We start from the raw sequence: 21,863 nt of genomic DNA on the forward strand, positions 1-21,863 counted from the left end.
ACCGATTGAAGTTTCACTTTATTCAACAAACTCAAATTCATATTCCAGTATTCGAACAGTCACTCCATTTGTCGCTCCACGTGAGCGTAATGCTTCATCCACACCGAAAGTACGTAGCTGTCTTGCAAAACGGCGAACCGATTCATCGCGGGTGAAATCCGTCATTTTGAATAGGCGTTCGATTTTAAAGCCAGAAACATTAAAGCTTCCGTCAGACTCACGAGTAATTTCAAATTCATCTTGTGCCACTTCATGCTTGTACATGACGCGATGAACACCTGTCTCTTCCTCTTCATGCTCAAGAGGGAATTCTGGTGTTTCCTCGATTTTATCTGCAACAGCATATACAAGCTCGCGAATTCCTTCACGTGTAACAGCTGAAATCGGGAAGATTGGATAGTCTTCTGTCAATTTTTCTTTAAAGATCTGCAGATTTTCTTCTGAATCAGGCATATCCATCTTACTTGCAACGATGATTTGTGGACGCTCAGTAAGTCTGAGATTGTATTCTTGAAGCTCTTTATTAATCGTTAGATAATCTTCGTAAGGATCTCTACCTTCTAGTCCTGACATATCAATAACGTGTACGATGACACGCGTTCTTTCAATATGACGTAAAAATTGATGTCCGAGACCAACACCCTCAGAAGCTCCTTCAATTAATCCAGGCAAGTCAGCCATAACAAAGCTACGACCATCTTCAGTTTCAACCATACCAAGATTCGGAACAATCGTAGTGAAATGATATTCAGCAATTTTCGGACGTGCAGCAGAAACAACCGAAAGCAAGGTTGATTTCCCAACACTTGGGAAGCCAACTAGCCCTACATCAGCAAGTAATTTAAGCTCAAGAATAATATTCCGTTCTTGCCCTGGTTCACCATTTTCAGCAATCTCCGGAGCCGGATTGGATGGACTTGCAAAGCGGGAGTTCCCACGTCCGCCACGTCCGCCTTTTGCGATAATTGCACGTTGACCATGTTCAACTAAATCAGCAATGACCTCTTTTGTATCATCGTCCATGACAACTGTACCTGGTGGTACTTTAACAATCATATCACTAGCGTTTTTGCCGTGCATATTTTTGGACATGCCGTGTTCACCACGCGGTGCTTTGAAATGACGTTGATAACGGAAATCCATTAGCGTCCGTAATCCTTCTTCCACTTCAAACACAACATTCGCGCCGTGCCCGCCATCTCCTCCAGCCGGTCCGCCCATTGGTACATATTTTTCTCTTCGGTAAGCAACGATTCCGTTCCCACCATCTCCACCTTTTACAAATACTTTGGTTTGATCGATAAACATGCTATCACTTCCTTATCTCTGTATGTAATCCTAAGATGTCTTCTGTTTCCTATTGATATCCATAGTAAAGTAAAACATTTGCTCTGTTGTTTCCTCAAAATCAATCGTCTGGTTATCTTTTGACGAATTCCGCAAAAACTCAGTCACTAAGGCTACATCTTTTATCTTTCCCTGTAAATCAAAGGAAAATCGGATTAAATCGGTACTTTCATTTTTATATATGCTGATTAATAATCTATTTTCGCTATAAGCATCCAGCTGTTCTTCAAGAAAATGAAAAAAATTCATTGTCCAATCGTACATCATTTGATCCATCACGCTCGTACCCTGCACCATATCAATTACTTCGAATTCACTCTGAAACACACGAAATCTCCAATTAGCAGTCAGCAAAAGCTCGCTAAATTTAGGCATGTCAATACTGGATATCTTTGCCTCATGCCTAGCTACTAGTATGATATCATCAATGATTGCTTTCACACGGTCGGGTTTGCTTAGTTCCAGGTTCCCTTTTATTAATTGAATTTTATTCAGCCAGTCATGTCGTGAATGACGTAAAATTTCAACGGTTGTCCAATCTTTTTCCATAAATGATTACTCCTGCTATTTCGTCATAGGCTCTGTCATGTATTTCTAAATGGATAATAGCTGCACTTCTCACGTATTTTAATTAGTAATTAGCGTAAAACTTAAGGTGCTTCTGCTTGTCGCTGATAAACAGGCGCCTTCCGCTTTTCTATTCATTATATCAAATATTCGCAAAGTGCGGTTAGTAGGAGGTTGATTATTATCCTTACATGAACCACCTTCCAAAAAACTCTTTTTGTATGAAAGACATGGGGCGGACCTTCGCAACTTAATAATATAGCCAACACATACATATAAGTTCTTTGGACGATGGCAGAGCATGTTCAATCATTTTTCAATTATAAAAAAGGGTCAGACCCCTTCTTCACGATATAAAGCAAACCATTCATGCAAATGTCGCGATATATTGTGATTATAGAAGGAATCAGACCCTTTAAAGCAAAGCATCTTATTCAAAGATGCAAGGATTATGCTTCTTGTGCAACTGGATACACGCTTACTTTTTTACGGTCACGTCCGAAACGTTCGAATTTAACTACTCCGTCCACTTTCGCGAATAGAGTATCATCTCCACCACGTCCAACGTTTTCACCCGGGTAGATTTTCGTTCCGCGTTGGCGGTATAGAATAGAACCACCAGATACGAATTGACCATCTGCACGTTTAGCGCCTAAACGCTTTGATTGTGAGTCACGACCGTTTTTTGTTGAACCTACTCCCTTTTTGGAAGCAAAGAACTGTAAGTCTAATCTTAACATATGTTCCACCTCCTATTACTTGAGGATAATTTTCATGTATTTTCCGTAATCACGTTCGATCGTCTGAAGCGATATAAGCATACTGTTTAAGAGCAGCTGTACCTTCTCCTGTGATTCATCCGAAATGGAATCCGGAATAATACAGCGAAGATATCCACCGTCTTTTCCTTGCTCAATCTCAGGTTTTATATCTGTTAAAGACATAATGGCATTAAGCGCCCCGAAGGAAACCGCTGATGCCCCTGCACAAACAAGATCAGAACCTTTTTTAGCGAAATTAGCATGTCCACTCATTGTAAAAGATTTAATTACATTTTGTGGAGCATCAAATGTCACAGTAATCATAATAATCAGCCTTACGCGTTGATTGCTTCGATAACAACTTTAGTGTATGGTTGACGATGACCTTGTTTTTTGTGGTAGTTCTTCTTCGATTTGTATTTGAAAACAGTGATTTTCTTTTGTTTCCCTTGTTTTTCGACTTTACCTGTTACAGTAGCGCCGTCAACTAGTGGAGCACCAACTTTCACGTTTTCGCCACCTACGAATAAAACTTTGTCAAATGTAACAGTTTCGCCTGCTTCTACATTTAATTTCTCAATGTAAACTGCTTCGCCAGCTGCTACTTTAATTTGTTTACCGCCAGTTTCAATAATTGCGTACATACCTGCACCTCCTTGAATGTCTCAGACTCGCCAATCATAGGCGTTTTGCATTAAGCAAAAACTTGTGAACCTACTTTGAGCGGTTGTAGCACGGGTGCTACAAACATAACAGTAAAATCCTATCATATATTCATGGATTATGTCAATAGATTTTCACGTACTTTCATAAGTTCGGCTTTTGTTCCAAATCGTTTAATTTCATATCGATGATCATGCCCTTTGACAATCATAACAACAATTTCTTTATGAAGCATCTCTTCAAGCACCGGCTTATAAGCGTCCTGTTCTCCAAACAAGATCGTTGAGACGGCTTCGTTTGTTTCAATCAAGACGGCTTCCTCGTCACGCTTCCGATGTTCCATCAGTTCACGTTCGAGCCGAAAGGCAACCGTTTCTGCGCTATCCACCTTGCCCGTACCGAGACACATAGGGCAAGCCATGGTTAATTTTTCGCTTAGTGAAGCTGATGTCCGTTTTCTCGTCAATTGGAAAATCCCAAGCTCTGTAAAACCAAGTAACTGAACACGCATCTCATCTTGTTTCGTTTCTGTTTTCAGCATCTCAACAATCGCGTGGTGGTGCTGAACTTGTTTCATATTGATGAAATCAATCAAGATGATTCCACCAATATTCCGAAGTCGCAGTTGATGAGCAATCTCTTTTGCCGCTTGCATATTTGTTTCAAAAAGCGTCTGTTCCTTTTCAGCCTTGCCAGTAAACTTGCCCGTATTCACATCAACAACTGTGAAGGCTTCCGTTTCTTCAAAAATAAGATAGCTGCCATTTTTTAACCAAACAAACTTCTTCAACGCTTGCTCTGCTTCACTTTCGATGCCTAAATGAGAAAAAATATTGACCGGTCCAGCTTCATAAAAAATCTCCCAGCCACTTCCATGATCTTGCTGCCATTTTTTCAATTCCTGAAAACAAGTAAAATCATCCACATAAAGCTCTCCACTTGGCGCTTGGGACATTTCTGTTAAAATACTTTCAAAAAAAGAATCTCGGCGCGACACAAGAGTAGGTTTTTTTAACGAGGTAGCTTTTTTGAGTAACTGAGCATAGTTTTCTCTCTGTGTTTCTAGCTGTTTGAGGAATACAGCCTCGCTCATTTCTTCCATCGCTGTTCGAATAATAAGCCCTTCATCTGCTTTTTTATGTGTAAGGACCATGCTTCGCCATTGATTCTGACTTTCTGAGCTTTTGAATTTTTTAGACACACCGACATAATCGATTCCATGTATATAAACAACATGATTGCTCGAAAGCTCAATCAATCCTGTCAGCTTTGCTCCTTTTGTCCCCGCCTCATCACGAGTCACTTGAACAAGCAGTTTTTCCCCTTCACGTATGTACTGACTAATCGAGCTTTTCTGTGTACCTTTTCGTTTCGCTTCTTGATAAGATGGAAGCTCATCCCGATACAGAAATCCACTCTTTTTTTCCCCATAATCAATAAACGCCGCCTCCATACCAGGCAGAACTTTCGTCACTTTACCAAGGTAAATATTACCGACACTACCAGCAGATTTCGGCGGCTCAATTTCTAATTTAGTAATACGTCCATTTTCTATACATGCGTATCTTTTTTCTCGTGTAGATAGATTGGCAATTAGCTTTTTCATGATAAAATCCCTTCAAACAATGTGTGAAGCAAGAATATCACATTTAATAGGCATATAACAATTCACCAATTTTGCCATTGGTCATTTTATTTGTAAAATAGGCATGAAGAAGTTCATTTTCATCTAACGAACCGCTTTCCTGGCCATTTTTCATGACAATGACTGGATGCTTACAACCACGCTGAAATTTCTCCAATACTTTGTAAATCATCTCATTCTCATCGACTTGAATCGGTTCAAGCCTTGTTAAGTCCATACTTCTGCCATAATGGCGATCAAGTAGAAATCGAATGAACGCATAATAACGCTGACGCCATTCCATCGCTAGCGTAATCCCAATAAAGCAAGCAATAATCCATACGTTTAAATTGAACGAAATCAATAGCACCGACAGAATGAGACCTGCTGTTGCCAAAATAGCTGAGAAAAGAAGTGTGAACGAGTGCGCATCGAGAAAGGATTTGCGTTTGGATAATCCCAGAAACAACAGTTTGCCACCATCTAGCGGCCATACAGGAAGCAAGTTGAACAGCATCACAGCTGCATTGCTGTAAAAGAATTGCTGATACATCTCATATGGCATGATCGAAAACGAGTAGAACAAGTAGGCAAGGCCGACGAGCCAAACATGCTGAACAGGTCCTGCCAAAATCACAATCAAATCTTCCTTAAGTGATTTGTTTCCATACTCATCTGTTTCCATAGTGCCTCCAAATGGAAGCAGATGGATTGATTTAATCCGCCATTTAAAGAAATGAGCTGCTATAGCATGGCCCATTTCATGAAAGAAAATAATGACAAAAAACATGATCATTTGCGTGAAATGTGAAGTCAAGACAGAAATCGCAATCACGAGCCATAATGTAGGATGAATGTTGACTTTCCATAACAGCTTTAATAATTCATTCAAAGGAAATCACCTGTGTCGGATCAATAAATTGATCATTTTTTTTAATAGCCAAATAAAAGGTCCCCTTTGAACCGTTTTCACTAGCTGTTACCTTGCCGATTTCAGTGCCTTTAGCCACAGGATCATAAAGCTTTACATCGACTGATTCTAGTTGGCCATACCATGATTCACTCTTATCAGCATGTTGAATCATTACTGTTTTCCCCAAACCTTCCTTCACGCCGGCAAACATGACAATGCCTTCCCTAAGTGCATTCACCTTTTTATTTTGCGATGTCTCAATCAACACCCCTTCACCATTTACCTCAAAACTTTCTGTGATTTTACCAATAACCGGTAGTGCTGATTGATTATCTGGACGATCCGCAACTGTCCCCGATTCTTTTTTCGTTTTATCAGGATAAAATGCGATCGGTTTCCCAAACGTATCCTCATACCATGATGCAACTGTCGCAAACTGAAACTCTTGATTCATCGTTTCTTTCACAACACTTCTCACTTCATCAAGCTGTGTGGACGGATGTTTAAAAGCAATGGCTACTAATAAAAACAAACATGCAGCCGCAAGAATTTTAAACAAAAACCACTCTTTTTTGAAAAGGGGAAAATCATTTCCTGGCGATGGACTTTCATATGATAATGGGGGGCTATAACCATCTGTTTCATCTTGAATTAAATTCGCCCATGCTCCCTGTTGATGATGTTCAGCCCGCTTTCTCCGCTTGGCAATTCGTTCCTGAATTCTCTTTCTGCGATCATCCATACTTTGGTCCTCCCCCGTCTTCTAGCTTTGTACAAGTGTATGATGTACTTGTCCGAACTATGACAGTTACGCACAGGGGGCAATGTAAAATCAAGCATAGCCTGGGCAACAGCTCACCAGTTCAAGCATTGCGTGCCAAAATTCATATTTGCGTGCCGGAACGGGGGTGTTACGTGCCGGAACTTGTACTTTACGAGCCGGATTCACGATTTGCGTGCGAGATTTGCGATTTGCGTGCCGAAGCCAAATTCAACGCTAAAATTTTCGAAGCTAGCCTACCTTTTCATTCGAGATCAGTCCTTTATGACAGATTTCATAGGCAATCTGTAGCTTATTTATGTGGTCGGGCTATGTTCTGAGGAAATACCAGACTTTGCGCGGACATCTGCTCCCCAGTTCAAGCATTGCGTGCCAGAATTCGAATTTGCGTGCCGGAACGGGGGTGTTACGTGCCGGAACTTGTACTTTACGAGCCGGATTCACGAATTGCGTGCGAGATTTGCGATTTGCGTGCCGAAGCCCAATTCAACGCTAAATTTTTCGAAGCTAGCCTGCCTTTTCATTCGAGATCAGTCCTTTATGACAGATTTCATAGGCAATCTGTAGCTTATTGATGTGGTCGGGCTATGTTCTGTGGAAATACCAGACTTTGCCCGGACATCAGCTCCCCAGTTCAAGCATTGCGTGCCAGAATTCGAATTTGCGTGCCGGAACGGGGGTGTTACGTGCCGGAACTTGTACTTTGCGTGCCGGATTCACAATTTACGTGCGAGATTTGCGATTTGCGTGCCGAAGCCCAATTCAACGCTAAATTTTTCGAAGCTAGCCTGCCTTTTCATTCGAGATCAGTCCTTTATGACAGATTTCATAGGCAACCTGTAGCTTATCGATGTGGTCGGGCTATGTTCTGAGGAAATACCAGACGTTGCGCGGACATCAGCTCTTCAGTTCGAGCATTACGAGCCAAAATTCAAATTTGCGTGCCGGAACGGGGGTGTTACGTGCCGGAATTTGTACTTTACGAGCCAGATTCACGATTTGCGTGCGAGATTTGCGATTTGCGTGCCGAAGCCACTTCGACGCTAAATTTTTTGAAGCTTGCCTGCCATTTTCTTTCCAGATAAGCCCTTTATGACGGATTTCATAGACAACCTGTAGCTTATTGATGTGGTCAGACAATGTTCTGTAGAAATACCTGACTTTGCGCGGACATCAGCTCACCAATTCAAGCATTACGTGCCAGAATTCGAATTTGCGTGCCGGAACGGGGGTGTTACGTGCAGGAACTTGTACTTTACGAGCCGGATTCACGATTTGCGTGCGAGATTCGCGATTTGCGTGCCGGAGTCCAAATCGCCACAATATTCTTGATTGCACCCAAGAACTTATCTTATCCAAAACAAAAAGGGCCAGACTCTACATCAACTATATCGTTTATTTGACACCATAAACTGGATATAGGATGTGAGGTCTGACCTTTTTATTACGAACCGGCAAATAATTTTTTTAATTTTGCCATTAAGCCTTTTGGTTCGTCTTCTATTGATGAAAGCGGCACTGATTCACCTAAAATTCTCCTGGCAATATTGCGGTAGGCGATAGATGCGCGGTTATTTGGATCCATGGCGATCGGTTCACCTTCGTTAGATGCTCTGATCACTTGTTCATCGTCGACAACAATGCCAATCAAGTCAATTGAGAGATGGTTCGTGACTTCATCAATATCCATCATTTCCCCATTCTTCAGCATATGATTCCGTATTCGATTAATGACAAGTTTTGGCGGTTCAATATTTTCTTCTTTTTCAAGCAAACCAATAATCCGATCGGCATCTCTGACAGCTGATTTTTCTGGAGTGGTTACGACAATCGCTTTATCAGCACCTGCTATTGCATTTTTAAATCCTTGTTCAATTCCAGCAGGACAGTCAATAATAATATAATCATAGTCTTGCTTTAATTCGTGAACAAGTTTATACATTTGTTCAGGAACGATCGCCGTCTTGTCGGACGTTTGAGCAGCTGGAAGAAGATAAAGCCTGTCTTCAAAGCGCTTATCTTTCACTAAAGCTTGATGTATTTTACAGCGTCCTTCAATTACATCAACCAAATCATAGATAATCCGATTTTCTAATCCCATAACAACATCTAAATTTCTAAGACCAATATCTGTATCAATCAAACATACTTTTTTGCCAAGAAGAGCTAATGATGTACCTAAATTAGCGGATGTTGTGGTCTTTCCCACCCCACCCTTTCCAGATGTAATAACTATTGCCTCTCCCACGATTAGAGTCCCCCTTCTAATCTATTAAAATTCGGTCTATGATTCTTAAAAGCTTGTATCTTTTCGACAATAATACGGCCATTTTCATTGATAAAAGCACACTCCATCATATGGCCATCTTCTATATATTTATCAGGTGCTTTCATGATCTTATCAGCAATTCTAATATGTGATGGTTTCATGACAGAGGCACTAACAAAACTTTCTTGGTTGCCGTTATGCCCTGCTTGGGCAATTCCTCTAAGCGTACCCATCACAAAAATATTCCCACCGGCTATAATCGTCCCGCCTGGATTCACATCACCGATCAACAATAAATCACCAACAACCTCTAAAATTTGCCCCGACCTAATGACTTTAGCAATGGTAGTCATTTGATGTTCGTCCTTCCATTGCTTGGCTTCTTCCTTCGTTATCACATTAGAAATAATTTCATCAATGACCAGTTTTTTTTTCTGGCTGATTAATTCTCGGATACGATTTTTCTGATCCTCAAGCAGATAACGATTTCCTGTATGTACCTTAACGGCAATGCCTGAATCATTTTCTTGGAATTGATAATTTGCAGAGAGCTTTGATTCTAGTTCTTTCAATAGCTCTGAAAAAGAACACGAATCATCCAGATGAAGTGTGAGCCCATCCTTTGTGCCTTTTATCATAACATTTTGCTGAATTCTTTTATTCATGACGCATGTTTCACCTCAATGAAAGTATAATTCGACATGACTAGAGATATTTCCTTTTTCTACGCGCATGAAAGTAGAAAAACCTGTCACCGATCCTTGACTACAAAAAGACTAGCCAAGGAGACACGCATACGACTTATGACCTAAGCATGCCAGTGTAAGGTTAAACTTCAAAACTTATTATCAAACTACTTGCCTTTATCATGTCTAAAAGCACGCGAAAGCGCTTTTCACCTTTTAGCAAACTATTTTTTACTCTCCGTCTGATTCAAGTTTCTGTTTCTCAATCATCCGCTTTAACGGATAAGAAAAAACAACAAGGAAAGCGAGATTTAACAGTAGAGTTGGTACAAGTCTACTTTTCCAAAACGTATTAAAGTCTATATGAGCAAATCCAATCAGGATATTAATTTGATAGACAATTACTTCTAAAAACGTAATAAATAAGAGCGAAGTAAGGATGGTCACTAGCAGATTAGATTGAAGGATTCTCATAATTTTCGCTATAAGGTAAGCAAAAAATGGAAGCATGAACATATATACGCCCAAGATTTCTGTATACACGACATCATACATTAGACCCAGTATGAAGCCGTATATCATACCGTTTCTTCGTGTTCCATATATAGTAATGAACGCGATTAAAATCATAATGAATCGTGGGACAATAATTTTGTCACCACCGAATATATCACCAGCAAGTAAATTTGAAAATGAACCTTCCATAATAAAGAAAAGCAAGGCAGTGAGGGGAAGTTTTAGTCGCTTCATTCTTGTGCCTCACTCTTCGCATCTTCACCAATCACTTCACGTTTAACGACCATGACATTTTTTATATCATAAAAATCTGTTGCTGGTTCTAAATATGCCGTCTGATTCAAGCCATTTTGATCAATTTTCACTTCGACAACTTTCCCAACAATTAGACGTGATGGAAAAATGCCGCCTAGTCCTGATGTCTCTACGATCGAACCAATTTTTATTTCTTTATCAAATGGTATTCGCTTCATTAGCAAATAGCCCTGCTTGTCATCATAGCCTTCGATGATTCCGTTGGCTGCATCTTCTTGTACAATGGAAGCTGAAATTTTATTATTCGGATCTGTCGAACTGACCAGCAGTACAGTTGCCGTGGTAGGTGTCGTACTCTTTACCTTGCCGATTAATCCATCAGCTGTAATGACTGCCATATTCGCTTTTATCCCATTCATCTCACCTTTATTAATCGTAATTAACTCATTCCAACGATCTGGATTCCGACCGATTACAGTTGCTTGAATAGGCGAATACTTACTCAAATCATCTTCCTTACCAAGAATTTTACGTAATTCGGCATTTTCCTTCTTCAATGCTTGGACTTCTGTTTTTATCTGTACATATTCTCCTAAACGGGCTTTAAGCTTTGCATTTTCGTCATATGTATTTTGCAGGTCACTCAGATTTTCAAAAAGTCCGGTAACAGCAGAAACAGGTTTATCAAAGGCATTGGCAAACCATCCTGTTGTATCTTTTAAAAATTGTTCCGGCCATGACAATGTTTCGCGTTCTCTCAATGAAAACCCGATTAATGCCACAAGAACAATAATTCCTGCCAATAACAAGATTAACTTTTTGTTTAAAAACTGTGGCATGATCATCTACACCTCTATCTGGAAAAATGCCAGGCTTTTGCTAGAAAACACCGCTTTTTCTAGTCATTTGGATGATACCTGGCGCAGAACACTAATATTCCTTAAAACTTACGGTTACCTAAACGAAACAAACAGGGATTGTCCACTTAGGCTTTACGATCACAATTGGCCCAATGTGTTCAATCCCCATTATAGGCAGTTTATAAACGAGAAGAAAGAAGTTTATCCTATAAATTTGAATTCTCTTCGTATTTATCTCGCATTTGAAGTTTCAATTTCTTTCACTCGATCCGCATTCCTATTATTATAAGAAGCTTTTAATTATCGTAAATCTTTTGTTTTATTTTTAAAATTATCGATATGATCCAATGCTTTACCTGTTCCAATCGCTACACAATCAAGTGGATTTTCAGCAATAAGAACTGGCATTTTCGTTTCTTCACTTATTACTTTATCCAGATTACGCAGCAAAGCTCCGCCTCCTGTTAGAACAATCCCACGATCCATAATATCTGCCGCAAGCTCAGGTGGTGTTTTCTCTAGCGTATTTTTCACGGAATCAACAATTGCATCGACCGTATCACGAAGTGCAACTGAAATTTCCTTAGCGGAGATTTCAATCGTTTTTGGCAAGCCCGTCAATAGATCACGGCCGCGAATGTCCATATTTTCAATGCCTTCCGTATCCCCTGCTGACCCGATTTCCATCTTAATGCTCTCTGAAGTACGTTCCCCGATCATTAAGTTGTAATTTTTACGGATATAGCTGACAATCGCGTCGTCCATTTCGTCACCAGCAATGCGAATCGACTTGCTTGTTACAATTCCGCCCAATGAAATGATTGCAACTTCAGTCGTACCGCCACCGATATCAACGATCATGCTGCCTGTCGGTTCCCATACAGGAAGATTTGCACCAATCGCTGCCGCAAAAGGTTCTTCAATCGGATACGCATCACGTGCACCAGCTTGTCTTGTCGCGTCAATAACTGCACGTTGCTCAACCGCAGTAATTCCGGATGGGACACAAATCATGACATATGGCTTGCTTCCAAAAACACCTTTTTTCTGAGCTTCCTTCATATAATACTTCATCATCGTCGCTGTCGTTTCATAATCAGCAATTACGCCATCCTTCATCGGTCTTAATGCGACTACGTTACCAGGCGTACGCCCGATCATATTTTTTGCATCATTTCCGACTGCGACAATTTGTTTCGTATCTGTTTGCAGCGCAACAACTGACGGCTCACGGACAACAATCCCTTTTCCTTTTACATATACAAGCGTGTTTGCCGTTCCTAAATCGATTCCCAAATCTTTTGTGCCAATTCCAAACATATTGGTTTCTCCCTTTCATACACAAAATACTTTTTATAGTAAGATTTTAAATGGTCAATATTCAAAAATGCAAAGATTTATTATGTTACCCTTAAAAAATCATAAACACTATTATACCGTATCATTATCCATTTTAATAGTGTCACAAATACCCTTTTTCCTTTAAACTCACAAATTTATGTTCTCCAATAATAATATGATCCAAAAGTTCTATCCCTATTATTTTACCACACTCGACTAATCTCTTGGTAACTTCAATATCTTCTCTACTCGGTGAGGGGTCTCCAGAGGGGTGATTATGTAGACAAATAATAGAGGCTGCAGATCTTCTGAAGGCTTCTTTGTAGACTTCGCGGGGATGAACGATCGATGCATTTAAGCTGCCGATAAATATCGTTTGTTTGTGGATTACTTGATTTTTTGTATTGAGGTAAAGTGTGATGAAATGCTCTTGTGTGAGAAAGCGCATTTCTTCCATGCAGTATTTCGCTCCATCTTCAGGGGAACGGATTACGTATCGGTCGGGATAGTTCAACTGAGTAATTCTCTTGCCGAGTTCAACTGCGGCTAGGATTTGAATCGCCTTTGCTTCTCCAATTCCTTTAATGGCGGTGATTTCATCAATGGAGGCATCTATTAACATACGCAGCCCTTCAAACGTACTGATTAATCGATTGGCCAACTGCAGAACAGATTCTTCTTTCGTCCCTGTTCTGAGTAATATTGCTAGCAATTCCTGATTGGAGAGACTTTGAGGGCCGGTTTGGATAAAGCGTTCACGCGGCCTCTCATCTTTCGGAACATCGCGAATTAGCATTTTTTCTAACAAAATAACCACCCTCTCTTCATAAAAATGAGATGGATCCCTGTCAGAATGCTGAATGGGTTACTCGTTTTCCGCTTGAAACGCCAGAAGTTCACGAGACAATCTTGAAACCGGAAGTCCCACAACTGAAAAATAATCGCCATGAATTTTTTTAACAAACAACGAACCATAGCCTTGAATTCCATAGCTTCCTGCTTTGTCAAATGGTTCTCCACTATCAAGATACCTTTCAATCTCTGCATCTGACAGGTCCCAAAACGTCACTTCTGTTTCTTCATAGAATACGCGACTCTTTTCTCCTTTTACAAGCGCGACACCTGTATAAACAAAGTGTGTGTTTCCAGCTAACAATTGCAACATTTTTTTTGCATCTGTTCGGTCAACTGGCTTTCCTAATATCTTGCCATCAAAAGCTACAACCGTATCAGAGCCAATCACACAGGATTCTGGATATTTTACAGCAACCGCTTTTGCCTTTCTGTGAGCAAGCTCTTTTACGGCAACAGATGGCTCTGTATTCGGTTCAATGCTTTCATCAACATTCGCGTCTACTGATTGAAAAGGGATTTGAAGAACTTGCAGCAATTCCTTACGGCGTGGAGAAGCTGAGGCTAAAATCAATCGGTGCATACTAAACATCACATTCCTTACTATAAAAAATATCATTGCAGGCCAGGAGACCCACTGTAATCGTACCAAATAATACCTCAACTAACAATCCTAAAAAGAGGCCAGACTCCATTTCGCGCAGTAATGCATGAAAGAAGCGCTGGCCCATTATTTCCTGAGAAATAGTCGGATGTTGTCAGATTTAATAGGAATTCAAGAAATGTAGTAGTTTTTGCTGTGCTTGGAGCAAATGATCGGTTTCTTTCGTGCTTTGATATTGCTTTATTGAATCGAAAGCAGCATTCAAATCAGAATAGGCAGCTTTTAGTCCTGCTGGTGAATCGTCTTTCACCTGGGCTTTAAGGTCTTCAAGGTCTGTTTGCACAGATTTCAGATCGGTGGTTGCTGTCGGATTTAATAGCTGTGCAGAAGAGGCCTTTGTTAAGGTTTGATAGGCTGTATTCATTTTCTTTATTATTGCTTCATTACTGCTTCCCACACTTCCAGACTTAAGCGTGAGCTCTTTCCAAAACACTTCCACATCGTAGCCTTTTAAAAAAACGGCAAGCTGCTTACTTTCCTCAAGGCTCGTAGCTGAACCTAAAAACAAATAATATTTCTCTCCTTGTTTCAATATTTCAGTCGGTACACCTTTAGCTGAAACTAGTTCCTGTGTTTGTTTGGCAGCATCTTCATTACTAAATACTCCACCTTGTACAAGATAAACCGATAATGGAGCGACAGCTGTAGCTGTAGGCGCTCCTTTATTGCTATCACCCTTAATACTTGCACTAGGTTCCATCGGTTCGACAGGGACAGTAGCAACCTCTTTATCAGCCGTAATTGTCTTCAACACAATCAAACCTAAACCCGAACCGACAATCACAGCAAAAAGAATAGCGAAAAAGGGAATTTTAAATGAAAATCTCGATTTATTCCCTGGATTTTTTCGTTTACCGCCAAATGCAAGGATGATTGGATTTTTCTTTTTCGTAGAAGCCGGTGGTTGATAAAATATGCCCTCGTCTTTTGGAAATACCCAATCGAAGCTTTCATCCTCGGACTCGTTTGCTGCAGAAGCTTGGTTTTTAGCCACTTTAACGCTATTGCTACTATCATCTCCAACCAAGGGCTTTTCCTCGCCATTAATTTTTATGGTGATTCCTTTTTTATTTTCTGGGTTGTCCATTTTTTCGCCCCCCACGTACATTTTTTTCCATCCTAACATAGGAGAAAAAAAAAATAACAAGACTTTTGTCGTCTTGTTATTAATAGCTTTCGTCAATTTTTGCCATCAGCTGGAACAGGTATTTCAATCTTTGTATTCGCTTCAAGTTGTTGTAAATGATTCCAATCTTTTATCACTTTTTCACCGGATCTACTATTATAATACAAAATAGCAAGTTGAAAGAGAGTATCCCCTGGTTTCACTTTATAGGTGTACACTTTATACGTTGTTTGATTCCGTTTTACAATCTTCCAATCGGCACCCGTTTCTTTCTCCGTTTCGACTTTCTTCTTTGGTAGTTGAAGTAGATTCGTTTCAAATAATGGGTTTATTTTATTTGCTGGTTTTGGCTCCTCATATTTGGGCAGCTGGGTTTTAAGTTCTTCTAGTTTAGGATAATAATAGGTAGAAACAGTTAAGTTAAAAGTCAGTGTTTCAGCTGTGTTCATGAACCGATTAATTTCTTTTATTCCGGTATATTGAAGACTCTCTACTTTTGTATGGCGCTCCAAATCCTCAAGGCCTTTCACAAATGATTCCAATTCAAGATATGTTGGTGATTCAACCGTAATGACCGCTGTTAATTTCTTTACACCTTCAGGTAGCGAATTTGCATTTGATGCTTCTTCAGCTATCTCAAAATGTCCAGCTTCGAATTCATCTACTGAATCTCCTTGTTGTTTGGAATCGGCAAATACTAGATTCGTAATTAAAGTACCGGATGCTACTTCAACTTCTTCAAGCATTATAATAAATTGATCGACTAGTTCACTTACCGGAAGTTTCTTTTGTAAAGCTGTAGTATTAATAGAAACACTTTTCTTCTCTTTTTGATCTAGTTTTTCTAGCTCATCTTTTTCCTTCGCAATCGATTGGGTATGAGTGGAAATTTTTTCTTGTAATGGTTTATATTCAAAAAAATACGCTCCACATACAGCACTTATAAAAACAAGCAATAAAAGTGTGAGAATGAAGGACAGGACTTTTCGGGAAAGCATTATCGTCCCACCTCCCCTTGCATCTCTGTTTGAATAGCTGACTTGTCCACTGTTATTTCATATTGTGCATTGTATCGAGGAAGGACAGGTTCTGTCGTATGATCGTCCTCAAGCTTCTCAGTTGAAAGAGTTAATAGTTTAGCGCCTGAAAAAAGTTTTGAGTTTATTAGACTTTTTAAAAAATAAGCAGCTTGCCTTGAAGAATCGAATTGAACCGTGAGCTGAACCATTCCATCTTCCTTATAAGTAAAATCTCCGATAAACCCCCGCTCGGGTAATAACGAAGATACAGTTCTCATGATGATAAATGTTGAACTTTGATGATCTTCAACCCACTGAATCGCCGTTTCCAATTCACGAACAGATTCGGATTCAGCACTCTGAGATTGTTCGTATTCCTTCGCCATTTTTAATTCCTTATTCAAGGCTAACTCTTTTTCTAGTTGTACCAATTGTGCCTTCTTTTCTTGATAAGTAGCCATGAAGAAGAAGCCACTAACCAATAACATGATAGCAATCAACAGAATCAATAGCCCAACAATATGTCGATTTTTTTCTTTTTTAGGTAATAAATTAATATCTACGAGCATGTCAAACACCTACTTTAACGCTAGTCCAATACATTCAGCATATACAGGAGGGATGTTCCTGCCTTTTTTTGTTTGAAATAGCGGTTCAAGCAGCGGCTGAACAGATACTTCAATTGCAGTATGTATATCTTTATAAAAAGTTTCCATACAAGGATGATCTCCTGACAAAACGATCTTGGCTATATGATGTTTTCCTTTAGTGAGATTGAATCGGTAATAGGATAGGAAACGTTCAATTTCCATCGTAATATCCTGAGATTGACTTGTTAATTCGTTTACAACACCCATCCAAGCATAAAAATCAGAGCCGCTTCGGCTTTTAGAAAGTTCATAGTGTTCCTCATGAAATTCCAACGGATAGTGGCGCGAAAAAACAGGCTTATGTTCATAAAAAACAGATAAAACAAACGCATCTAAACCAATTTGCACGAATAGAACATGCTCATCCTGATTGGCAAGGCCTAGATGATAATACATTCGATAAAGCGACAGCATGGAAAGATCGGCGATATCTGGTTTTAACGATGCGCCCTTTAATAATTCGGTCCATTCATTCAATACTGTTTCTCTAGAAGCAAATAACAACACGTCTCGGTTTTCAGCCGTTTGCTCTAAAGGCACTGCTTCAATTAAAGGATCTGAAAAAGGCAAATGGATGCTATGGCCCAATTCCATATATAAATAACCATTCAGTTCATGATCTGGAACATCATTCGGAACATGTATAGTCCTAACGATTACTGTTGAATCAGGTACACAAAAAGAGACTTTTTTCCCTTTAAGCTTCCACTGATCAACCATTTCTTCCACAATCAGCTCAAGCGTTTCACGATCTTTTATTTGCCCTTCAACGATCACACCGTTTGGCAGACTCTTTTGCCCATAAGCTAGTAGGTTGTGCTTTTTTCCAGATTCCACAAAACGAATATACCGATCTTTAATAGATAGATGAACTCGATGCTTTCGGTTCAATATGTTCACGACAATCACCTGCTTATTCAAACATAGTAAAGTAATAGCTTAATATTTCGGCTCCATAGAAGTAGGAAAGCAAGGCACCAATCGCAATAAATGGACCAAATGGAATCGGCTGCCGTTTCTTATATTTCCCTCGAATCATGCCAGCTACCCCATACAGTGCTCCTAAAAAAGTTGCCAAAGCGAATGTCAGGATGGTCAGCTTTAAGCCGAGCACCAGCCCTAATACGAAAAATAGTTTAACATCTCCCCCGCCCATGCCACCTTTACTAATGACAGCAATGAAAAAAAGCAACCCGAAGCCAACTACCGCTCCGACAAACATATCCCACAACGGATCTAATGGTACGACTAATCGGGCAACTAAAACAATAGGTACAAAAAACAACAGCACTTTATTAGGAATAATCATATACACAATATCAGATACAAAGATAATGACTAACAACGAAATAAAGAGGAGGGCGATTACGAATTCTCCAGTCATACCAAACTCGTAAAAAGCAAGCATAAACAATAAACCCGTTGAAAGCTCAATCAGTGGATAGAGCGGCGGTATTTTCGAATGACAGTTTCGGCATTTTCCTCTTAAAAAAACATAAGACAATACAGGCACGAGATCGGTAGCTGTCAAGGTTTTTTTGCAAGCTGGACATTGTGACCTTGGTCGGACGACTGATTGATTTTCCGGAATTCGCAGTCCAACGACATTGTAAAAAGAACCGAGAACTAAGCCTATAATACCTATATAGCTGTAAAAAAATAATGTCATGGATTTCTCCTTTATATTGGAGTTGGTTTCACTTCTATTGGATGTAGTGTTTTTTTACGTCATGTTGTTTCTTTTATTATACAGGAAGTTGGATTGAATTGGAGATGATTATTTGGTGAAGATTAAATAGATAGGCCCTGTTAAACTTGCCTGATGATTTCCGCTTCAGGCGTTCACTTTCCGCGGGCGGTCCGGGAGTCTTACGCCTTCCGTTCCAATCAACAAAGCGCTAAGATCAACAATGACCTTTAACATAGCCAATAGATAAAAAAAACACTCCTGTGAAAAGGAGTGGTAAATATAGGTAACTAAAAAATCAATTACTTCAAGTTGTAGTACTCGGTGTTGGAGCAACAACTGACTCTCTATTTAATTCAGATGCTTTCTTATTAGTTATACTTCTCTTTGAACCTATTAGTGTAACAGTGTATTCATATTTCCCATTCGTTTCTGTTATCTTAACTTGTGCAGTAGAATAAAGTTTCCCTTTATCATCAGGATCCGTAAGGTCAGCAAGGTAACCCGCTTTCTCTAGCTGTTCGTATGTTACAGTTACCGGCCGGTTTTTCACAATATCATCATTCGCTGCAACCGCTAATTTCGCAGATGATATCAGTTGCTGTGCATTGGCAATATGTGCATCCTTTTTGCTGTTATCAATAATGTTGCCGATACTCGGTACTGCAATAGCAGCGATGATTCCTAAAATTACGATTACGGCCAAAAGTTCTACTAGCGTTAATCCTTTTTGGTTATTCATAAGGGCTTTTACTCGTTTCATCATATACCTTCACTCCTCATTTGATTTTTTATGTAGTCTAGCGACGGGTGTACAACCTAAAAACCCGCCACGTTTATACTTAAATTCCAAAAATTGAATTTAAGCATAAATTAATTGGCGGGTTGCACTACTCACTCCTGATCATTTAAGTGCCCAGATAAAAATGATCCATCACAGTTTCCAATCTATTGATATATTGCTAGTATATAAGAAAAATTGACCAGCTGACAACTAGTTTTCCCACTAAATTGAACATAATTATTGGATTTTGTTAAATATAGTGAACATCGGAATGGCAATGGCTGCCACAATACCTCCTACAACGACTGCTAGAAAGATAATGAGAAATGGTTCTATTAGAGATTTCATTTGATTCGTAGCATGGTCGACTTCCATTTCGTAAAAATCAGCCACACGATCTAGCATGACATCTAAAGTACCAGATTTTTCGCCGACTGCAATCATCTGTGTGACCATCGGAGGAAATGCCCAGTGTTTTTCCATCGGTATGGCCATGGACTCGCCTTTTTCAATGGAATGTCGCGACTGTTTCATAACCCTTATCAATACTTCATTTCCTAAAATTTTTTCCACCATTGTTAACGATTGAAGGATCGGTACAGAGCTCTTGATTAGCGAGCTTAAAGTTCTTGTCATTCTTGCAATCTCTGCTTTTTGAAGCAGCTGTCCAAAAATCGGCAAACGTAAAAGCCCATAATCCAGATAATATTTCGTGTCGTTCTTCGACTTGAGAGAACGAATAAGGACATATAAGCTAACCGCTACTAAAAGAAAAAACCACCAAAAACGTTCAAAAAATCCACTCAGATTGAGAACCAACTTTGTAAAGAAAGGCAGTTCACTGCCAAATGAAAGAAACATACTGGCGAAAGTTGGTACGACTTTCGCTAACATAAAAATGATAATGACAATACTTAAACAGCCAACCGTTACTGGGTACATCAACGCCGATTTTACTTTTTGCCTTGTTTGATACTGTTTCTCAAAATAAATCGCCATTCTTTCTAGAACCTCTTCTAGATTCCCACCAGCTTCACCCGCTCGCATCATATTTATGAAGAGTGGTGGAAACACATTCCGTTGCTTTTCAGCCCCTTCGGAATAAGGGTTTCCTTCTTCTAAACTTAATACGATATTTTCCAATGTTTTCCTCAACAATTTACTTGATGTTTGTTCCGCCAAAATCTTTGTCGATTCTACAACACTGATGCCTGCTTTAATTAACGTTGAAAACTGATGTAGATACATAATAAAATCGCGATTTTTCACTTTCTTGCTACCTAAAGAGATTTCTTTATATAATATTCCCTTTAGTTCATCTATACTTGTCACGGCGATTCCTGTTTCCCTAAGCCCTTCAACTGCTTCTTTTCGTGTGTCCGCAGTCACTTTCCCTTGTTTCTTTCTCCCTGCCCGATCTCTGCCTTGATAGTGAAAAACCGGCATTATAGGATTCCTTCTTCTAAATAAGGGAGTGCGGAAAATGCATCAATTTTCCCTTCTTCAATTAATTGTTTAATCGACATTTCAATCGTTTGCATGCCAGCCGATTTACTAGTCTGCATCACACTTGCAATTTGATGGATTTTTTCATTCCGAATTAAATTTTTGACTGCAGCATTATTCACCATGATCTCGATAGCTGCCACCCTTCCTCTTCGATCTTTTGACGGCAATAAACGCTGTGAAATAATGGCTGATAAGACAGAGGCAAGCTGAACACGAACTTGCGGTTGCTGATTGGGTGGGAACACATCTATGATCCGATCAATTGTTGCGGGTGCATCCGTTGTATGTAAGGTCCCCAGTACTAAATGGCCTGTTTCCGCTGCGGTAATCGCTGTAGAAATCGTTTCCAAATCGCGCATTTCGCCGACTAAAATAATATCAGGATCCTGTCGCAAGCAAGCGCGCAGGCCGTTTGAGAAATTCTGTGTATCAAAACCGACTTCCCGTTGATCAATAATACTCAATTGATGTTTGTGTAAATACTCGATTGGATCTTCAAGCGTAATAATATGTTTCTTCATGTTTTTATTAATATAATCAATCATCGCCGCAAGCGTCGTTGATTTCCCACTTCCAGTCGGGCCTGTCACTAATACAAGCCCTTGCGTTTTTTCAGATATCGTTTGTAAAACGGGGGGCAGCTTTAATTGTTCTAAAGTTGGCACTTCTGATGGTACAACTCGAATCGCAAGACTAATACAAGAACGTTGATGATAAGCATTGACCCGGAATCGTGAAACCCCTGGGATTCCGTATGAAAGATCTAGCTCTCCTTTTTCTTTAAACGTCTTCCACATCGATTCAGGAATCATCACTTTCGCCATTAATTCTGTGTCCGCTGGCTTAAGGACGTCTTTTCCGTACTGTTTTAAATCGCCGTGAAGTCTCATAATCGGTGGTACACCTACAGTCAAATGAATATCAGAAGTACCTAAATCAAAAGCAGCTTTTAAAATATAATCCAATTTCTCTTTCACAAGTATAGCCTC

The 21,863-nt window shown here is 39.7% G+C and carries 23 protein-coding genes, 1 riboswitch and 1 other annotated feature; all 23 genes read right to left on the reverse strand.

Annotated features, from left to right (window positions below):
* Positions 1-18 precede the first annotated feature (18 nt).
* Positions 19-1,308, reverse strand: coding sequence for a GTPase ObgE (gene obgE, locus HNP81_RS04835; protein WP_028392075.1), 1,290 nt, complete (start codon positions 1,306-1,308; stop codon positions 19-21).
* Between the two features lie 30 nt (positions 1,309-1,338).
* Complete coding sequence (locus HNP81_RS04840) at positions 1,339-1,896, reverse strand: Spo0B C-terminal domain-containing protein (protein WP_182501766.1); 558 nt, start codon at positions 1,894-1,896, stop codon at positions 1,339-1,341.
* Between the two features lie 467 nt (positions 1,897-2,363).
* Positions 2,364-2,654: a 50S ribosomal protein L27 gene (gene rpmA, locus HNP81_RS04845; protein WP_028392077.1), complete on the reverse strand. Its 291-nt coding sequence runs from the start codon at positions 2,652-2,654 to the stop codon at positions 2,364-2,366.
* A gap of 15 nt (positions 2,655-2,669) precedes the next feature.
* Positions 2,670-2,999 (reverse strand): ribosomal-processing cysteine protease Prp, encoded by a 330-nt coding sequence (locus HNP81_RS04850; RefSeq protein ID WP_182501767.1) that lies wholly within the window; start codon positions 2,997-2,999, stop codon positions 2,670-2,672.
* A gap of 11 nt (positions 3,000-3,010) precedes the next feature.
* A complete protein-coding gene (gene rplU, locus HNP81_RS04855; protein WP_028392079.1) occupies positions 3,011-3,319 on the reverse strand; it encodes a 50S ribosomal protein L21 in 309 nt (102 codons plus the stop codon).
* A gap of 13 nt (positions 3,320-3,332) precedes the next feature.
* Positions 3,333-3,414, reverse strand: a sequence feature (ribosomal protein L21 leader region).
* A gap of 42 nt (positions 3,415-3,456) precedes the next feature.
* On the reverse strand, positions 3,457-4,944 hold the full coding sequence (locus tag HNP81_RS04860) for an Rne/Rng family ribonuclease (protein ID WP_182501768.1): 1,488 nt from the start codon (positions 4,942-4,944) through the stop codon (positions 3,457-3,459).
* A 43-nt stretch (positions 4,945-4,987) separates the two neighbouring features.
* Complete coding sequence (locus HNP81_RS04865) at positions 4,988-5,854, reverse strand: M50 family metallopeptidase (RefSeq protein WP_028392081.1); 867 nt, start codon at positions 5,852-5,854, stop codon at positions 4,988-4,990.
* Positions 5,847-6,617, reverse strand: a complete 771-nt coding sequence (locus HNP81_RS04870; protein WP_028392082.1) for a M23 family metallopeptidase — start codon at positions 6,615-6,617, stop codon at positions 5,847-5,849. The genes HNP81_RS04865 and HNP81_RS04870 overlap by 8 nt, the downstream gene beginning before the upstream one ends.
* A 1,483-nt stretch (positions 6,618-8,100) precedes the next feature.
* Complete coding sequence (minD, locus tag HNP81_RS04875) at positions 8,101-8,904, reverse strand: septum site-determining protein MinD (protein WP_182501769.1); 804 nt, start codon at positions 8,902-8,904, stop codon at positions 8,101-8,103.
* Positions 8,905-8,906: 2 nt separating this feature from the next.
* Positions 8,907-9,590, reverse strand: coding sequence for a septum site-determining protein MinC (gene minC, locus HNP81_RS04880; RefSeq protein ID WP_182501770.1), 684 nt, complete (start codon positions 9,588-9,590; stop codon positions 8,907-8,909).
* Positions 9,591-9,842: 252 nt separating this feature from the next.
* The gene (mreD, locus tag HNP81_RS04885; RefSeq protein WP_028392086.1) at positions 9,843-10,361 is read right to left on the reverse strand and encodes a rod shape-determining protein MreD; all 519 of its coding nucleotides are present in this window, start codon (positions 10,359-10,361) and stop codon (positions 9,843-9,845) included.
* Positions 10,358-11,221: a rod shape-determining protein MreC gene (gene mreC / locus HNP81_RS04890; protein ID WP_028392087.1), complete on the reverse strand. Its 864-nt coding sequence runs from the start codon at positions 11,219-11,221 to the stop codon at positions 10,358-10,360. Before mreC ends, mreD begins: the two co-directional genes overlap by 4 nt.
* 321 nt (positions 11,222-11,542) lie before the next feature.
* Positions 11,543-12,562: a rod shape-determining protein gene (locus HNP81_RS04895; RefSeq protein WP_028392088.1), complete on the reverse strand. Its 1,020-nt coding sequence runs from the start codon at positions 12,560-12,562 to the stop codon at positions 11,543-11,545.
* A gap of 142 nt (positions 12,563-12,704) precedes the next feature.
* On the reverse strand, positions 12,705-13,379 hold the full coding sequence (gene radC, locus HNP81_RS04900; protein WP_182501881.1) for a RadC family protein: 675 nt from the start codon (positions 13,377-13,379) through the stop codon (positions 12,705-12,707).
* Positions 13,380-13,448: 69 nt separating this feature from the next.
* A complete protein-coding gene (locus HNP81_RS04905) occupies positions 13,449-14,018 on the reverse strand; it encodes a Maf family protein (protein ID WP_182501771.1) in 570 nt (189 codons plus the stop codon).
* Positions 14,019-14,199: 181 nt separating this feature from the next.
* Positions 14,200-15,186 (reverse strand): SPOR domain-containing protein, encoded by a 987-nt coding sequence (locus HNP81_RS04910; protein ID WP_182501772.1) that lies wholly within the window; start codon positions 15,184-15,186, stop codon positions 14,200-14,202.
* A 92-nt stretch (positions 15,187-15,278) separates the two neighbouring features.
* Positions 15,279-16,223, reverse strand: coding sequence for a LysM peptidoglycan-binding domain-containing protein (locus HNP81_RS04915; RefSeq protein WP_182501773.1), 945 nt, complete (start codon positions 16,221-16,223; stop codon positions 15,279-15,281).
* Positions 16,223-16,813 carry a PilN family protein gene (locus tag HNP81_RS04920; RefSeq protein ID WP_182501774.1) on the reverse strand — a complete coding sequence of 197 codons (591 nt, stop codon included), beginning with the start codon at positions 16,811-16,813 and terminating at the stop codon, positions 16,223-16,225. The genes HNP81_RS04915 and HNP81_RS04920 overlap by 1 nt, the downstream gene beginning before the upstream one ends.
* A 9-nt stretch (positions 16,814-16,822) precedes the next feature.
* Entirely contained in the window at positions 16,823-17,794 is a 972-nt protein-coding gene (gene pilM, locus HNP81_RS04925; RefSeq protein WP_182501775.1) for a type IV pilus biogenesis protein PilM, read from the reverse strand.
* 13 nt (positions 17,795-17,807) lie between these two features.
* Positions 17,808-18,563, reverse strand: coding sequence for a prepilin peptidase (locus HNP81_RS04930; RefSeq protein WP_182501776.1), 756 nt, complete (start codon positions 18,561-18,563; stop codon positions 17,808-17,810).
* Positions 18,564-18,888: 325 nt separating this feature from the next.
* Positions 18,889-19,347 carry a type II secretion system protein gene (locus HNP81_RS04935; protein ID WP_182501777.1) on the reverse strand — a complete coding sequence of 153 codons (459 nt, stop codon included), beginning with the start codon at positions 19,345-19,347 and terminating at the stop codon, positions 18,889-18,891.
* A 104-nt stretch (positions 19,348-19,451) separates the two neighbouring features.
* A riboswitch (cyclic di-GMP riboswitch) is annotated at positions 19,452-19,535 on the reverse strand.
* A 67-nt stretch (positions 19,536-19,602) separates the two neighbouring features.
* Positions 19,603-20,811, reverse strand: a complete 1,209-nt coding sequence (locus HNP81_RS04940; RefSeq protein ID WP_182501778.1) for a type II secretion system F family protein — start codon at positions 20,809-20,811, stop codon at positions 19,603-19,605.
* Positions 20,811-21,851 (reverse strand): type IV pilus twitching motility protein PilT, encoded by a 1,041-nt coding sequence (locus HNP81_RS04945; protein WP_182501779.1) that lies wholly within the window; start codon positions 21,849-21,851, stop codon positions 20,811-20,813. Before HNP81_RS04945 ends, HNP81_RS04940 begins: the two co-directional genes overlap by 1 nt.
* Positions 21,852-21,863: the final 12 nt, after the last annotated feature.

The sequence above is a fragment of the Peribacillus huizhouensis genome, assembly GCF_014138605.1.
GTDB lineage: Bacteria > Bacillota > Bacilli > Bacillales > DSM-1321 > Peribacillus > Peribacillus huizhouensis.